At 60.0% G+C, this 14,375-nt stretch carries 13 protein-coding genes; 4 read left to right on the top strand and 9 right to left on the bottom strand.

Features of this window, described 5'->3' with window-relative positions; translation table 11 throughout:
* Nucleotides 1-1,086 precede the first annotated feature (1,086 nt).
* From DSM107133_RS02375 to DSM107133_RS02365, 3 genes are all read left to right on the top strand, one after another.
* Complete coding sequence (locus DSM107133_RS02375; protein WP_114294426.1) at nt 1,087-1,647, top strand: L,D-transpeptidase; 561 nt, start codon at nt 1,087-1,089, stop codon at nt 1,645-1,647.
* A 254-nt stretch (nt 1,648-1,901) separates the two neighbouring features.
* Nucleotides 1,902-2,609 (top strand): autoinducer binding domain-containing protein, encoded by a 708-nt coding sequence (locus DSM107133_RS02370; RefSeq protein ID WP_345889597.1) that lies wholly within the window; start codon nt 1,902-1,904, stop codon nt 2,607-2,609.
* Nucleotides 2,610-2,692: 83 nt separating this feature from the next.
* On the top strand, nt 2,693-3,538 hold the full coding sequence (locus tag DSM107133_RS02365; protein WP_114294429.1) for an acyl-homoserine-lactone synthase: 846 nt from the start codon (nt 2,693-2,695) through the stop codon (nt 3,536-3,538).
* Nucleotides 3,539-3,723: 185 nt separating this feature from the next.
* Here the strand turns inward: DSM107133_RS02365 and DSM107133_RS02360 are convergent, their stop codons facing one another.
* The 7 genes from DSM107133_RS02360 to DSM107133_RS02330 form a co-directional block, all read right to left on the bottom strand.
* A complete protein-coding gene (locus DSM107133_RS02360; protein WP_162792081.1) occupies nt 3,724-4,659 on the bottom strand; it encodes an ABC transporter substrate-binding protein in 936 nt (311 codons plus the stop codon).
* Nucleotides 4,660-4,744: 85 nt separating this feature from the next.
* Entirely contained in the window at nt 4,745-5,545 is an 801-nt protein-coding gene (locus DSM107133_RS02355; RefSeq protein ID WP_114294468.1) for an ABC transporter permease, read from the bottom strand.
* A gap of 122 nt (nt 5,546-5,667) precedes the next feature.
* Nucleotides 5,668-6,534, bottom strand: a complete 867-nt coding sequence (locus tag DSM107133_RS02350; RefSeq protein WP_114294432.1) for an ABC transporter permease — start codon at nt 6,532-6,534, stop codon at nt 5,668-5,670.
* A 24-nt stretch (nt 6,535-6,558) separates the two neighbouring features.
* Entirely contained in the window at nt 6,559-7,380 is an 822-nt protein-coding gene (locus DSM107133_RS02345) for an ABC transporter ATP-binding protein (protein ID WP_240310602.1), read from the bottom strand.
* Between the two features lie 3 nt (nt 7,381-7,383).
* Nucleotides 7,384-8,844 (bottom strand): dihydropyrimidinase, encoded by a 1,461-nt coding sequence (gene hydA / locus DSM107133_RS02340; RefSeq protein ID WP_114294434.1) that lies wholly within the window; start codon nt 8,842-8,844, stop codon nt 7,384-7,386.
* 80 nt (nt 8,845-8,924) lie between these two features.
* Nucleotides 8,925-9,245, bottom strand: coding sequence for a hypothetical protein (locus tag DSM107133_RS02335; protein ID WP_028955119.1), 321 nt, complete (start codon nt 9,243-9,245; stop codon nt 8,925-8,927).
* Nucleotides 9,246-9,258: 13 nt separating this feature from the next.
* The gene (locus DSM107133_RS02330; protein WP_114294436.1) at nt 9,259-10,509 is read right to left on the bottom strand and encodes a Zn-dependent hydrolase; all 1,251 of its coding nucleotides are present in this window, start codon (nt 10,507-10,509) and stop codon (nt 9,259-9,261) included.
* A 152-nt stretch (nt 10,510-10,661) separates the two neighbouring features.
* Between DSM107133_RS02330 and DSM107133_RS02325 the strand changes: the two genes are divergently transcribed.
* On the top strand, nt 10,662-11,297 hold the full coding sequence (locus tag DSM107133_RS02325; RefSeq protein ID WP_114294438.1) for a TetR family transcriptional regulator C-terminal domain-containing protein: 636 nt from the start codon (nt 10,662-10,664) through the stop codon (nt 11,295-11,297).
* A gap of 347 nt (nt 11,298-11,644) precedes the next feature.
* Here DSM107133_RS02325 and preA read toward each other — a convergent pair whose 3' ends face one another.
* A complete protein-coding gene (gene preA / locus DSM107133_RS02320; protein WP_114294439.1) occupies nt 11,645-12,949 on the bottom strand; it encodes an NAD-dependent dihydropyrimidine dehydrogenase subunit PreA in 1,305 nt (434 codons plus the stop codon).
* Nucleotides 12,950-13,051: 102 nt separating this feature from the next.
* Nucleotides 13,052-14,374, bottom strand: coding sequence for an NAD(P)-dependent oxidoreductase (locus tag DSM107133_RS02315; protein WP_114294441.1), 1,323 nt, complete (start codon nt 14,372-14,374; stop codon nt 13,052-13,054).
* Nucleotide 14,375: the final 1 nt, after the last annotated feature.

Below are 14,375 nucleotides of genomic sequence, written 5' to 3'. Positions count from 1 at the left end.
CGCTTGGCTGTACTTGGTAAAGATCAATCGCAGCTTCAGAAAGAAAGTAATTGGTTTTCCACTCAAAAATTTTTCCTACGACTTTACTACTAGGGAGAATGGCTAGAACTTGTGGATAACTTTCCGGAAAGGTGCAAAAGCAATTCCCACCCCGCCGTTGTGCCAGCCTGGGGATAAAACACAATATGTTGTGGGTAAGTCCATATGTGTTGCAAAATAGACTCTTGTAAGGCTCACATTTCTGAGTCAATTATCGGGAACACCACATTCGAGGCACCCAGTGACTTGAACGAAAAAGCCTCCGCAACTGCGGAGGTTTTTTTGTGGATAACTTCCACGTAGGAGCCAAACTCGAATATATGGGCGCCCACCGGATATTGGGGTTGCACAACCAACCCACACAATATCCATTGACATGCCGTTTCTACTGCGTCAGTTATAACCGGGAGGGCGGGTGCCTCGAATGTGGTGTTCTTGCATCCGTTCCTCGATCGTTAACCTTAACAGACGAAAGGTCTGATCGATGAATATATTTGCAAAGCAGAAAGCTCCAATTGGAACAACCGCCCGCACAGGCGAGCGCTGCCCGGAAAGTGGTGTTTGGCAAGCAATGTCAACGCCAACGACGACGGCTCCAATCGCCAAAAGCAATGTGATGCCACCGTACAACCGGCAAGCTGTCACGTGGAAGTTGATCCAACACGCATGAAATGAATGGGCGGGCTTCTGGTCCGCCCATTTCACTTTCACACAACGCGAGGCAAGACATGCCATACGTAAATTCGTCTGCGATATCTGCAATCGACTGGAGCGGCGGAACCTTATCAATTTGGTTCCACGACAGTGGTCGTTATGATTACCCCAACGTTCCGAGGGGTGTATATGATGCCTTTCTAAGTGCGCACTCAAAAGGGTCTTTCTATAATGACCACATACGGGATCGGTATTGAGACAACCCCCTGACCGAGGGTCGAATGCCGTCTTGCGATGGTTCCAGAGATGCCAGCACCCTCGTGACCTCTTGAAATCCGTACCAAAACCGACAAAAGTGGTACAATTCTCTATGTGACATTTCAGGAGCCTGCCATGCGCCGCCGTACATTCATTGCCTCTGCCCTTGCCGCCCCGGTCACGGCCCAGCTTGCAGTGCCGGCGATTGCACAGCAGGTCGTGTTCGATCCGACGCCGCAAATCGTGAACATCAAAAAGGAATTCCTGCCCGGTCAACTTCTGATCCTGCCGCGCAGCTATTACCTGTATTGGGTGACCGAACCGCGCACCGCCATCCGCTATGGCGTGGGCGTGGGGCGCGCAGGGCTGGAATTTACCGGCACCGCCACCATCGACGTCAAGAAGGAATGGCCCACCTGGCGCCCCACAGACGAGATGATTGAGCGCAGCCCAAAGACCTATGGCCGGTTCAAGGACAATGACTATGTCCAGCCGGGCGGCGCCGATAACCCGCTTGGCGCGCGGGCGCTGTATTTGTTCCAGAACGGCAAAGACACCTATTTCCGCATTCACGGCACAACCGCACCTGAAACCATCGGACAGTCCGTCAGCAACGGCTGTATCCGCATGTTGAACGAACATGTCATCGACCTGTATGCCCGCGTACCAATCGGAACCGTCGTTACCGTCCTGTAACCGCAACAACCTTGAACCGTGTTGATGCAGAAAACATCAACCTGCGCCAGCGCTGTGCCTGTTTTGGGGGCTGTCGTTCGCCCGATCTTGCGCCCGCTGTAAACTGTCCGGAATGACCCTGTTTACCAGATTGGAAACGGTGCGTTCTGGCAGAAACGGCCAAGTTTGCTGTTTCTTGTTGCGTTAGACACCCAGCAAGCAGACTATCGTACATTAATGCTCATGCTCATTCTGTTAACGCAGGCCAAGAAAGGGTGCCTTTGTCTGTCATAGATCTAAGCAATCTGCCCTTTCCCGGGAACAACTTAAGGTCGTTTCTCGATTCAGTCTGCGATGCCCACGAACTGGACTATGCGGCCTATGCCGGCATGGATCCGATCGCGCAAACCGTCCACGGATTTGTGAACTATCCCGATGAATGGCAACGACAATATGTCAACGAAGGGTTTCAACACCGCGACCCTGCATTGCTGCTGGCCAGCCGCAGCATCGCCCCTGTCGACTGGCAGCGGTTGCGTGGTGAACGAACGTTCCAGGACATCTTTCGCGCCGCGAGTGACCATGGGATTTCCGAACAGGGCCTGACAGTGCCGGTGCGCGGCCCTTATGGCGATGTCGGGCTGTTCAGTGTCACACGCAACTGTTCTGATCGGGAATGGGATCTGCTCAAGGCCAAGATCCTTGGTGAATTACAGACTGCGGCTGTTCACCTGCATGACAACGTCATTCAGTCACATGCGCTGACCCGCAAGCTGACCCATCCCAGCCTTTCCGCGCGCGAGCTTGAGATATTGCAGTGGGTTGCCGCAGGGAAAAGCCAGCAAGACATTGCCGACATTCTGTCGATATCAAACCGCACCGTCGAAGTGCATTTGCGGTCTAGCCGTTCCAAACTGGGCGCATTGACCACGCCGCAGGCCGTCGGGCGCGCGATTGGTCTGGGAATGGTCCATCCCAGCTAAGCCCCCGCTACGGGATTTCCCTTATAGCCGCCAAGCCTTAAAAACATGATGATCTGCTTAACGATTTGGTAGCGGAGAAAATCATGATTATTGTAATCGACGGCCTTAACCGGCATCGCTACAGCCGACTCCTGGACGAAATGTTTGCATTGCGTGCACGGGTGTTCGGTCAGCGGCTGGGATGGGATGTAAACATCACCGACGGCAAGGAAATCGACCAGTTTGACGGACTTGACCCGGCTTATGTCATTGGGCTGAACGACGATGGGCATGTTGTGTCCTGTGTTCGGGCCTTGCAAACCACAGGGCCGCACATGCTGTCCGACGTGTTCCACGACATTCTGGACGGCGAGCCGCCCCTGCGCAGCGCGACGCTGTGGGAATCAACGCGCTTTTGCGTCGACACCGAAATTCTTGACCGCGGAAATTCGCGCAATTCCGTCAGCTATGCGACATGCGAACTGATGGCCGCCTCGCTGGAATATGCGAAGAATTCGGGTATCTCGGACATTGTCACGGTGATTGATCCGGTGATGAACCGGGTGCTGAAACGTTCGGATTGCGCACCATACGGCTATGTCGGTTCGACCAAGCCGATGGGCAAAGTCTCGGCGATGGCCGCGCTGCTGGACTGTTCGGATGAACGTATCGGCAAGATCCGTGCCTTTGCAGGGATCAAAGGAGACATCTTCGTTTCCGATCAACGTGCCTTTGAACTGTCCGACGACCATGTGCCAACCGTCCGCACGCCCAAGGCCGCCACGGTCAGCCAAGAAACGCAGATGCGTCAACTGCTGGAAGAGTATTGCGTTGACCAGATCACCGACGCCACGACCGTGGAAGAACTGGAAGCAGCCAAGCGTCTGACCGGCCTGCTGGTCGAGGCCGGCATGGTAGACAAAAGGAATTCGTCTGGCACTCACGGTTAACGGGTCCGAAGGTCCATTGCCCCCCCTCGATACAATGTGGCCTTTATCGCCTTGCAAGACGTGCAGCTACGGGTTGCAAGGCTGGTTCCCAACTCATCCAACCGGAACCAATCACCCGCTCTCACCAGACGGAAAAAGGGCCAGCGCATCGCGCTGGCCCTTTCAGTTTCAAACCCTAAAGCGGCTTATTGCAGCGCTTTATCCGTGATCGCGTGGGTCCATGCACCTTCGGGGGCCTTGGTGATCATGCCACCTTCCATGGTGATCGCAGCACTCCGGTCAAAGGCCGCCTCGTCCAGCGCGCCATTGCTGCCCTCGGTCAGCTTGGCAATCTCGCCCATCATCCGTTTCTGGTGTTTTTCGGTCTGCGCGCCAGTCTGGTCGTTTTCCAGAACGATTTCTGCCGCCTCATCGGGGTGTTCTTCGGCGTACTTCCAGCCCTTCATTGACGCACGCACAAACCGCACCAGCTTTTCTTCCATCGCCGGATCAGCCAGATTTGCCTCGGTGGTGTAAAGCCCGTCTTCCAGTGTCGAAATGCCTTCGTCTTCGTATTTGAAGACCACCAGATCATCTGGTGTCAGACCGGCATCAATAACCTGCCAGTATTCGTTGTAGGTCATGGTCGTGGCGCATTCGACCTGCTTTTGCAGCAGCGGATCGACGTTAAAGTTGATCTTCTGGATGGTCACGCCACCGTCAGAACCATCGGTGGAATAGCCCAGCTTGCCCATCCAGCTCAGCAACGGAATCTCGTTGCCAAAGAACCATGTGCCCAGCGTGTGACCGGGGAAATCGGCGGGCGAGGTGATGCCGTGCTCTTTCAAGCAGGTCAGCATCAGGCCGGATTTGGCGAAAGGCTGCGCGATGTTCACAATCGGCGCGCCCTTTTCCCGTGCCGCCAGCGCGGAGGGCAGCCAGTCAACCATCACATCGGCACCGCCGCCCAGCAGAACCTGCACCGGGGCGATGTCCGGGCCGCCCGGCTTGATCGTCACGTTCAGGTCCTCTTCTTCGTAGAACCCCTTGTCCAGCGCCACGTAGTAGCCTGCAAACTGGGCCTGCGTGACCCATTTCAGTTGCAGCGTGACATCGTCCGCCGCCATCGCCCCGGTGCCCATCAGGCCCAGTGCAGCGGTTGTGACCGCGTAAGTAAACGTCTTCATTATGATACTCCTTGTTGGTCGTCTTCTTGGTTTATTATTCTCATGTCCGGCCCCTCTGTGAAGGGTGCCAGAATGTCACGAGCCGTTCCAGCAGAGCGATGCCACCATAAAAGGCAGAACCGACGATGGCCGCCACAACGATTTCGGCCCAGACCAGATCCAGCGCCAGTTGCCCCACCGATGTCGAGATGCGAAAGCCCATGCCGTGAATGGGCGAGCCGAAGAATTCGGCCACAATCGCCCCGATCAGCGCCAGCGTCGAGGCGATCTTGAGCCCGTTGAAAATGAACGGCATCGCCGCAGGCAGGCGCAGTTTCAGCAAGGTCTGCCAATAGGACGACGCATATGTGCGCATCAGGTCACGCTGCATATTGTCGGTCGATTGCAGCCCCTGCACGGTGTTCACCAGCATCGGAAAGAACACCATGACCACCACAACCGCCGCCTTGGACTGCCAGTCGAACCCGAACCACATCACCAGAATCGGCGCCATCCCCACAATCGGCAGCGCGGCGACAAAGTTGCCCACCGGCAGCAGCCCCTTTTGCAGGAACGGAAAGCGGTCGATGACCACAGCCAGCACGAACGCGGCACCGCAGCCCATGACAAAACCCGACAGCGCGCCCTTGATCACCGTCTGCACAAAATCCACCCACAGGATGTCCCGCGACAGCCAGAACCGCGCGGCAATCTCGGAGGGTGCCGGCAACAGCACGTCCGAGATTTCGAACAGCCGCTCACCCGTTTCCCACATCGCCAGCAAGGTGATGCCAAAGATCACCGGAATGACATAGCCACCCCAGGTCCATGTGCCGTGCCGCGCAATCAGCGCGTTCAGCATCCAGCCTGCCACCCAGATCGCCAGAACCGGCACCAGCCGCCAGTCCACCACCGCCGCCAGCGCAAGAACCACCGCCAACAGCGCCCAGCCCAGCCACGCGGGCCGTTTCTGTACTACCGCGCTCATGTCGCCATCCCCATCCGTTTCAGCACGATCCGCTGGATCAGCCCGATCAGCGACACCATGACCGCCGCCAGTGCCGCCGCCATGATCAGCGCGCTCCAGATCTGGATGGTCTGGCCGTAATAGCTGCCCGCCAGCAGACGCGCGCCCAGCCCGGCAATCGCCCCTGTTGGCAGCTCACCCACGATGGCCCCCACCAAGGATGCCGCCATCGCCACCTTCAGCGAGGTGAACAGATAGGGCATCGACGCAGGCAGGCGCAGCTTCCAGAACGTCTGGGACGCGCTGGCGTGCCAAGTGTGCATCTGGTCCAGCTGCATCACCTCGGGGCTGCGCAGCCCCTTGACCATGCCCACGGCGACGGGAAAGAACGACAGGTACATGCTGATCACCGCCTTGGGCAACAGGCCCGATATGCCCACCGCGTTCAGCACCACGATGATCATCGGCGCCAGCGCCAGAATCGGAATGGTCTGTGACGCAATGACCCACGGCATCACGCTCATGTCCATCACGCGGTTATAGACAATCCCCACCGCCAGCAGAATGCCCAGCGTCGTGCCCAGCGCAAAGCCCACCAGCGTGGCGCTCAGCGTGATCCACGAATGATAGATCAGCGACCGTTTCGAGGTGATCTTCTTGTCGACGGTGGTCTGCCAGACCTCGACCGCCACTTGGTGCGGTGCGGGCAGCCGGGGTTTCTCCTGGCTCCATGTGTCGGCCACCAGATCGCTGAACGACAGCGTAACATCGGCCCGCGCCGCCCGGTCATAGGCCCATTGCGCATTCATCGGCACGGCAGCCAGATACCACATCACCACAATGGCAGCGACGACCGTAAGAACGGGAAGGATCGACCGCGTCATAAGCACAGCCCCGCTGTCACAGCCTCAAACATCGTTATGCCCCGCCCGCAGCCCTTCGCGCACCCGGTGCGCAATCTCCAGAAACTCCGGTGTCTCGCGGATGTCCAAGGGGCGCTCCTTGGGCAGCGGGCTGTCGATCACGTCCGTAATCCGCCCCGGCCGCGGGCTCATCACCACGATCTTGGTGCTCAGGTACACCGCCTCGGGGATCGAATGGGTGACAAAGGCAATGGTCTTTTCCGTCCGCGCCCACAGCTTCAACAGCTGCTCGTTCAAATGGTCGCGCACGATCTCGTCCAGCGCGCCAAAGGGTTCGTCCATCAGCAGAATATCCGCGTCAAAGGCCAGCGCACGCGCAATCGACGCCCGTTGCTGCATTCCGCCCGACAGTTGCCAGGGGAATTTCTTCTCGAACCCGGCCAGTTCCACTAGTTCCAGAACCCGCGCCACACGGTCGCGCTGGTCGGCCTTGGAATAGCCCATGATCTCCAGCGGCAGGCTGATGTTGCCCCCGATGGTGCGCCACGGATACAGCCCCGCCGCCTGAAACACATAGCCATAGGCCCGCGCCGCCCGCGCCTCGGCGGCGCTGACACCGTTCACGGTAATACTGCCGCCCGTGGGCTGCTCAAGATCGGCCATGCACCGCAGGAACGTCGTCTTGCCACAGCCCGAGGGGCCGATAAAGCTGACGAAATCGCCCTTGTTGATGTCCAGCGACACGCCTTTCAGCGCGTGCACGGGGCCGTCGTTGGTCTGAAACGTCAGGTCGAGATCCTTGGCCGAGATAACGGCCCCGCCATTTGCAGCAGGATTGCCCGCGTCTTTCAGGTTATTCACTTCCACAAATCAGATCCCCGCCGGAATGTTCATCGGATCACGCTTGATCATCTTTGGGCTGGTCAGCTCTTTCCACTTCGACAGCGCCACGTTGGGCGCGGCAAAGGCAGGGCGCGGCACGAACTTGCCCCGTCCGGGCTGCGGCTGGCTGTTCTGCCCCCATGCCCAGATCACCTCGCCCCGGCTCAGGGTATAGCGGCTTTGCGCCGTCACCTCGAAGCCTTCGAATACGTTGTAATCCAGAATGGAATGATGGTTGGCGGGGCTGATCGTCTTGGTGATCTTCGGGTCCCACACCACAATATCGGCATCCGCACCCTCAACAATCGCGCCCTTCTTGGGATAGATGTTCAAGATCTTCGCCACATTGGTCGAGGTCGCGGCGACAAATTCGTTCGGCGTCAGGCGGCCTGTTTCAACCCCTTCGGTCCACAGCACCGCCAACCGCTCCTCCAGCCCGTTCGATCCGTTGGGGATAATGCGGAAATCATTGCGCCCCGCCCGCTTCTGCTCGGTCGAGAATGCTGCATGGTCGGTGGCCACCACCTGCAACGATCCCGCCTGCAAACCGGCCCACAGGCTGTCCTGATGCTGCTTGTTGCGGAACGGCGGCGACATCACGCGGCGCGCGGCGTGATCCCAGTCCTTGTTGAAATATTCGCCCTCGTCCAGCGTCAGGAACTGGATCAACGGCTCGCCATAGACCCGCATTCCCTTTTGCCGCGCACGGCGGATCGCCTCGTGGGTCTGCTCGCAAGACACGTGCACGATATACAGCGGCACACCTGCCGTATCGGCAATGGTGATCGCCCGGTTCGCGGCCTCGCCCTCCAGTTCGGGCGGGCGGGAATAGGCGTGGCCCTCAGGCCCTGTAATCCCCTGATCGAAATACTTCTGCTGCAACTCCGCCACCAGATCGCCGTTCTCGGCATGGACCATCGGCAGCGCACCCAGCTCGGCACAGCGTTTGAACGACGCGAACATCTCGTCATCCTCGATCATCAACGCGCCCTTGTAGGCCATGAAATGCTTGAACGAATTCACCCCCATCTCCACGGCGTCTTTCATCTCGTTGAATACGTTCTCGTTCCAGCCGGTGATCGCCATGTGATAGCCGACATCCGAACAGATCTGCGGCGCAGACTTGCGGTGCCATTCGTTGATCGCGTTCTTGATGCTGCCATCCTCGCCGGGCAGGCAGAAATCCACGATCATCGTGGTCCCGCCCACGGCAGCAGCCCATGTGCCGGTCTCGAATGTCTCGGCGGCGGTGGTGCCCATAAACGGCATTTCCAGATGCGTGTGCGGGTCGATCCCGCCGGGGATCACATAGGCCCCTTCCGCATCAATGTATTCGTCGCCCACCAGATCCTCGCCAATGCGCACGATCTTCTCGCCTTCGATCAGCACATCCGCTTTCCACGTCCGGTCCGCCGTGCAGACCATGCCGCCCTTGATCACCTTGCTCATCTCGTCTCTCCTGTCGTCTCGTTTGTACGGCCTGTTTCTTTTGGCCCTAAATATCCCGGGGTCCGGGGCAGCGCCCCGCGTCACACGCTGGCAAAGCACCCCATCGCCGGCCCGTGCACGCCAATGTCCAGCGGCCCGAAATCGCTCTCCACACACAGCGCGAAATACCCCGCACGCGGCATATAGATCACGCGGTAATCGCCATCGGTCCGCGTCACGGTCCAGCAGGTCTGCGTCAGCCCGCCGGAAAAGTTCACCGTGGTCGCAAAGGGCCGGACCAATGCCGCGCGAAAGGCCGCCAGATAGGCGCGGTCCTTGGGCGTGTCCACCGGCGCGTCCTCCACCTCGGCCTGAACCAGCAGCCCGATCCGGTCCGCAATGCTCAGGTCAGGGTCGATCATGGCAGAGCATCCCTCACCCGACAATCTGCGCCGTCTCGACCACCGCGTGCAACAGCACATCCGCCCCCGCGGCGGCCCATTCCTTGGTGATTTCCTCGGCCTCGTTGTGGCTCAGCCCGTCGACGCAAGGACACATCACCATCGCCGTGGGCGCCACACGGTTGACCCAGCAGGCATCGTGCCCCGCACCGGAAATCAGATCCATATGCGAATAACCCAGCCGCTCGGCCGCAGTGCGCACCGCCGTGACACAGCCCTCGTCAAAGGCGACAGGATCAAACCCGCCCACCTTCTCGAATTCAACCTCCAGCCCCATGTCATCGCAAATCTTCTGCGCTTCGACCTTCAGCTGCGCCTCCATGTCCTCGATCACCGACAGGTCGGGCGAGCGGAAATCGACCGTGAACACCACCCGCCCGGGAATCACGTTGCGCGAGTTCGGGTAGACATCAATATGCCCCGCAGCGCCAACCGCATGCGGCGCATGGCTCCATGCAATCTCGTCCACCTTTTCCAGAATCCGCGCCATCCCCAGCCCCGCATTCTTGCGCATCGGCATCGGCGTCGATCCGGTGTGTGCATCCTTGCCCGTCACCGTGATTTGCGTCCACGACAGACCCTGCCCATGGGTAACAACGCCAATATCCTTGCCCTCGGCCTCCAGAATAGGCCCCTGTTCGATATGCAGCTCGAAAAACGCATGCATCTTGCGCGCGCCCACCTCTTCGTCGCCCCGCCAACCGATCCGCGCCAGCTCGTCGCCAAAGGTTTTGCCCTCGGCGTCGGTCTTGGCATAGGCCCAATCCTGCGTGTGAATGCCCGCAAAAACCCCCGACGACAGCATCGCGGGGGCAAAGCGTGTGCCCTCTTCGTTGGTAAAGTTGGTGACCACGATCGGATGTTTGGTCTTCACGTCCAGATCGTTCAGCGTGCGCAGGATTTCCAAGCCCCCCAGCACGCCCAGAACACCGTCGTATTTCCCGCCCGTGGGCTGCGTGTCCAGATGCGAGCCGACATAGACTGGCAGCGCATCAGGGTCCGTGCCCGCGCGCTGCGCGAACATGTTGCCCATCTGGTCCAGCCCCATGGTGCAGCCCGCGGCCTCGCACCACGACTGGAACAGCGCGCGCCCTTCGGCATCCGCATCGGTCAGCGTCTGGCGGTTGTTGCCTCCCGCCACGCCGGGGCCGATCCTGGCCATGTCCATCAGGCTGTCCCACAGCCGTTGTCCGTCAATCCGCAGGTTTTCCCCAGGTGCTGCCATGTCTCTCCCCTTCGCGCTCTGCGGCGCCTGTTTTTGACCATTTGGTAAATACACGATTGCGCTCTGCACCTTTTGAGTCAAGAACTGTCTGGGAGGCATTGCGCAAGCTTTGCGCAAATGCCCGAATTTGCAGCAACCAAAAGGCGTGTCCATTGGCCGACCAGACCCAGAAAAAACCCAGCCGCATCCAGCAGCGCAACCGGCGCAAAATTCTGGATGCCGCGCTTGATGTTTTCTCGGCCCACGGCTTTCGCGGTGCCACGCTGGACCAGATCGCGGAACAGGCGGGGCTGAGCAAGCCGAACATCCTCTATTACTTTGACGGAAAAGAAGAAATTCACGTTACACTCCTCAGCCAGCTGATGGAGACCTGGCTGGACCCGCTGATCGAACTGGACCCCAACGGCGACCCGCTGACCGAGATTCTGGCCTATGTTCATCGCAAGCTGGAAATGTCGCGCGACCTGCCCCGAGAAAGCCGCCTGTTTGCCAATGAAATCCTGCAAGGTGCGCCGCGCATGGACCCGCATTTGCGTGCCGATCTCAAGCCGCTGTTCGATGCCCGCTGCGCGGTGATTCAGGCGTGGATGGACGCGGGCAAACTGGCGCAGGTCGATCCGCGCCACCTGATTTTCTCGATCTGGGCCACCACACAGCACTATGCCGACTTTCAGGCGCAGATCGCGGTGCTGCTTGAGGGACAAGAGCCGACCGACGCGGCCTCGCAATTCTTGCAGACCATGTTTCGGAACCTGCTGACACCGGGGCAGAACAGCACCCCGGCGTAAGTGTTGACGAAGCCGCCGTTCGAAACAGAACGCAAAGCCGCGCATCGACGGGACGAGGTACGGCGATCCGACCTTAGTGTCTGGCACTTTATGGCAGCCAAGCACATCCGACCGAACTGTCTCGCGCAACAGAAACCAAATCGCCGTGCCGTGGGGCGGCCCGTCATGTCGAAGACATGCCTAAGGCATGATGCGCGGCGGCCTTCGGCCTTGTCCCGCGCGAGGACAGGCGGAAAGGCCTCATTCCCGCCATTCACGGCCATCTCCGCACAGGTCCGGCTGTCCCTTTCAGGACAGCTTTGACGCAAAGGTCAATTTCGCCTGACCTATGACAGCAAGAGTATCGCTTACTCCGCCGCCGTCGCCGACGGGTTGTTGGGGTGCGTCGTCCAGTTGGCATAGGCCGGATCCACCACCTTGCCCGTGCGCGGATCGGTTGTGCCTGCTTCCATCGGCACCATGCTGATGCAATCCTCGACCGGGCAGACATTGACGCACAGGTTGCAGGCCACGCATTCCTCGTCGATCACGGTGAATGTGCGATCCTCGGACATGGCAATCGCCTGATGCGAGGTGTCCTCGCAGGCGGCAAAGCAACGGCCACAGGAAATACAGGCATCCTGATCAATCCTGGCCTTGGCGACATAGTTCAGGTTCAACTGGTTCCAGTCGGTCACATTCGGCACCGCCTTGCGCACCAGCTGGTCAACCGATGTCATTTCCTTGCTGTCCATATATTCGGACAGGCCCGAAATCATTTCCTGCACAATCTTGAACCCATAGGTCATCACGGCCGTGCAGACCTGCACGTTGCCGGCACCCAGCGCCAGGAACTCGGCCGCATCACGCCATGTGGTCACGCCACCAATGCCGCTGATCGGCAGATCGGCTGTGGCGGGGTTGCGGGCGATCTCGGCCACCATGTTCAACGCGATGGGTTTCACCGCAGGGCCGCAATAACCGCCGTGCGTGCCCTTGCCGTCGATCATCGGCTCGGGTGCAAAATTGTCCAGATCCACGGATGTGATCGAATTGATCGTGTTGATCAGCGACACCGCATCGGCCCCGCCGCGCTTGGCCGCTTCGGCCGGGTACAGCACGTTGGTGATGTTCGGCGTCAGCTTCACGATCACCGGCATCCGCGTGTACATCTTGCACCAACGGGTGACCATTTCGATGTATTCCGGCACCTGCCCCACGGCGCTGCCCATGCCGCGTTCGGCCATGCCATGCGGGCAGCCAAAGTTCAGCTCGATCCCGTCCGCGCCGGTTTCCTCGACATGGGGCAGGATCGCCTTCCACGCCTCTTCCTCACAAGGCACCATGATCGACGCGATCAGCGCCCGGTCGGGATAGTCGCGCTTGACCGCTTTCATCTCGCGCAGGTTCACCTCAAGCGGGCGGTCGGTGATCAGCTCGATGTTGTTCAGCCCCAGCAGGCGGCGGTCCGCGCCCCAGATCGCGCCATAGCGCGGGCCGTTGACGTTGACGACGGGCGGGCCTTCCATGCCCAATGTCTTCCACACCACACCACCCCAACCCGCGTCAAAGGCGCGGCGGACGTTGTATTCCTTGTCCGTCGGCGGCGCCGAGGCCAGCCAGAAGGGGTTGGGGGATTTGATGCCTACGAATTCGCTAGTCAGATCAGCCATGTTTCAGGGCCTCCCGTTGTTGGATATGCGGGCACGGTTCGACCGGGCACCATGGGCTTTCGATTAACCCTTTGTTAATAAAGAAGGTTTCGCCACGAAACCTCATGCGGTCAGCGCCGCGTGAATGTCCATCGCCGCGTCGCGGCCTTCGGCAACAGCCGTCACCGTCAGATCGTCCCCGCCCGAGGCACAGTCGCCCCCGGCCCAGACACCCTTGACGCTGGTGCGCCCCGCACCGGTCACGGCGATCTTGCGCCCCTCCAGATCGGGCAGCCCGTCGCCCTGCAGGGTCTGGCCGATAGCCTTGAAGACCTGGTCCGCAGGCAGGCGCAGCATTTCCCCGGTGCCTTTCATCGCGCCATCGACATATTCAAATTCGATCTCGCGGACCGCACCGTTGCCATGCACGGCCACAGGCACCGCATGGGTGACGATACGCACACCCTTGCTGGCGGCCAGATCCTGTTCGAACGGGCTGGCGTTCATCCGGTCACGGCCACGGCGATAGACCAGCGTCACGTTCAGCGCACCCAACAGCTTGGCCTGCACGGCGGCGTCAATCGCGGTCATACCGCCCCCGATCACCACCACGTCGCGCCCGATGGGCAAAGCAGACAGGTCGCTGGACTGGCGCAGCTCGGAAATGAAATCGACCGCATCCGTGACGCCGTCCTTGTCCGCGCCCTGTGCGTCCAATGCGTTCACACCGCCCAGACCGATGGCCAGAAACACCGCGTCAAACTCCGCCTTCAATGCATCCAGCGTCAGACCATCCCCCAGCGCCTTGCCCGTCTCGATGCGGATGCCGCCGATTTTCAGCAGCCAATCCACCTCGTCCTGCGCAAAGCCGTTCGGGGTCTTGTAGGCCGCAATGCCGAATTCGTTCAGCCCGCCCGCCTTGGGCCGCGCGTCATAGACCACAACGTCATGCCCCAGCATCGCCAGCCGGTGCGCACAGGACAGACCCGCGGGGCCAGCACCGACAACCGCGACGGTCTTGCCCGTCGCGTCGGCACGGGTGAAGGGGTGGATGCCCTGCTGTTGCAGATGATCGGTCGCATAGCGTTGCAACTGGCCGATCAGCACCGGCTTGCCTTCGGCCACCTCGCGCACGCAGGACTGTTCGCACAGCTGTTCGGTCGGGCAGACGCGGGCGCACATGCCGCCCATGATGTTCTGCCCCAGGATCGTCTTGGCCGCGGCGTCGGGTGTGCCCGTGGCGATCTGGCGGATGAAAAGCGGGATGTCGATGTCCGTGGGACAGGCGGTGATGCACGGCGCGTCGTGGCAGAAATAGCAGCGATCCGCCGCGACCAGCGCCTCGTGGTGGTCCAACGGCGGGTGCAGGTCTGAAAACTGCGCCGCATAAGCACCCTGTTCCAGCCGTCCGGCCTTGATCCCCGGTGTAAACACATCATCAACCATC

It is taken from the genome of Pseudosulfitobacter sp. DSM 107133 (assembly GCF_022788695.1).
GTDB lineage: Bacteria > Pseudomonadota > Alphaproteobacteria > Rhodobacterales > Rhodobacteraceae > Pseudosulfitobacter.
The sequence above is the reverse complement of the archived record's forward strand: the minus strand, read 5'-3'. Positions and strand labels throughout refer to the sequence as shown.